Raw genomic sequence first — 584 nt, forward strand, 5'->3', positions numbered from 1 at the left:
GCGTAGGTGTGCGTGGCGTTCCTGCCCGACCCTGCGGCCGTGCCGTCACCCCAGCTCCACGAGTACGACGCGATCGTGCCGTCCGAGTCGCTCGACGCCGAGGCGTCCACCGCCACGTCGAGACTGCTCGACGTCGTCGTGAACGACGCCGTAGGAGCGACGTTCGCCGCCTGCACGCTCACGTTCTTGGTCAGGGTGTTCTTCCCACCCCGGTCGTCGGTGACCGTCAGCTTCACCGCGTAGGTCCCGGTCGCGGCGTACGTGTGAGTCGGAGCCACCCCCGAACCAGTGACGCTGTCGTCACCGAAGTCCCACTCGTACGACACCACCGACCCGTCGGAGTCACTCGACGCCTGACCGTCGAAGGCCACCTCGAGATCCGACGCCGTCTGCGTGAACGCAGCCATCGGCGCGACGTTGGCCTTCACCACGGAGACCTGCGCGGTCTCGGTGTCCGTAGCACCACCCTCGTCCGTCACCGTCAACGTGACCGTGTACGTCCCCGAAGCAGCGTACGTGTGCTGCGCCGTCCGGCCCGTTCCCGACGTGCCGTCACCGAAGTCCCACGCGTAGGTGAGGCTCGA

1 protein-coding gene is annotated in these 584 nt (G+C 67.8%); it reads right to left on the reverse strand.

Annotated elements, in window-relative coordinates; translation table 11 throughout:
• Nucleotides 1-584 (reverse strand): PKD domain-containing protein (locus tag ACYU8I_RS18885; RefSeq protein ID WP_460843891.1); only part of this gene is annotated, 584 nt, incomplete at both ends.

The sequence above is a fragment of the Nocardioides marmoraquaticus genome (assembly GCF_054777915.1).